Here is a 1,371-nt window from a genome sequence, read left to right as displayed (position 1 = left end):
AAGGCTGAGCTGTGATGGGGAAGCTCCTTATGGAGCGAAGTCTTTGATTCCCCGCTGCCAAGAAAAGCTTCTAGCGAGATAAAAGGTGCCTGTACCGCAAACCGACACAGGTAGGCGAGGAGAGAATCCTAAGGTGTGCGAGAGAACTCTGGTTAAGGAACTCGGCAAAATGACCCCGTAACTTCGGGAGAAGGGGTGCTTTCTTAACGGAAAGCCGCAGTGAATAGGCCCAAGCGACTGTTTAGCAAAAACACAGCTCTCTGCGAAGCCGTAAGGCGAAGTATAGGGGGTGACACCTGCCCGGTGCTGGAAGGTTAAGGAGAGGGGTTAGCGTAAGCGAAGCTCTGAACTGAAGCCCCAGTAAACGGCGGCCGTAACTATAACGGTCCTAAGGTAGCGAAATTCCTTGTCGGGTAAGTTCCGACCCGCACGAAAGGTGTAACGATTTGGGCACTGTCTCAACCAGAGACTCGGTGAAATTATAGTACCTGTGAAGATGCAGGTTACCCGCGACAGGACGGAAAGACCCCGTGGAGCTTTACTGTAGCCTGATATTGAATTTTGGTACAGTTTGTACAGGATAGGCGGGAGCCATTGAAACCGGAGCGCTAGCTTCGGTGGAGGCGCTGGTGGGATACCGCCCTGACTGTATTGAAATTCTAACCTACGGGTCTTATCGACCCGGGAGACAGTGTCAGGTGGGCAGTTTGACTGGGGCGGTCGCCTCCTAAAGTGTAACGGAGGCGCCCAAAGGTTCCCTCAGAATGGTTGGAAATCATTCGTAGAGTGCAAAGGCATAAGGGAGCTTGACTGCGAGACCTACAAGTCGAGCAGGGACGAAAGTCGGGCTTAGTGATCCGGTGGTTCCGCATGGAAGGGCCATCGCTCAACGGATAAAAGCTACCCCGGGGATAACAGGCTTATCTCCCCCAAGAGTCCACATCGACGGGGAGGTTTGGCACCTCGATGTCGGCTCATCGCATCCTGGGGCTGTAGTCGGTCCCAAGGGTTGGGCTGTTCGCCCATTAAAGCGGTACGCGAGCTGGGTTCAGAACGTCGTGAGACAGTTCGGTCCCTATCCGTCGTGGGCGTAGGAAATTTGAGAGGAGCTGTCCTTAGTACGAGAGGACCGGGATGGACGCACCGCTGGTGTACCAGTTGTTCTGCCAAGGGCATAGCTGGGTAGCTATGTGCGGAAGGGATAAGTGCTGAAAGCATCTAAGCATGAAGCCCCCCTCAAGATGAGATTTCCCATAGCGTAAGCTAGTAAGATCCCTGAAAGATGATCAGGTTGATAGGTTCGAGGTGGAAGCATGGTGACATGTGGAGCTGACGAATACTAATAGATCGAGGACTTAACCATATAATATG

General features: G+C 53.0%; 1 rRNA gene. It reads left to right on the top strand.

Annotated features, from left to right (window positions below):
- Positions 1-1,363 (top strand): 23S ribosomal RNA (locus ACTFR8_RS30280); the annotation flags it as partial.
- Positions 1,364-1,371 lie beyond the last annotated feature (8 nt).

This window comes from Bacillus cereus group sp. MYBK15-3, from assembly GCF_051916765.1.
In the GTDB taxonomy this organism is placed as follows: Bacteria; Bacillota; Bacilli; order Bacillales; family Bacillaceae_G; genus Bacillus_A; species Bacillus_A cereus.
The sequence above is the reverse complement of the archived record's forward strand: the minus strand, read 5'-3'. Positions and strand labels throughout refer to the sequence as shown.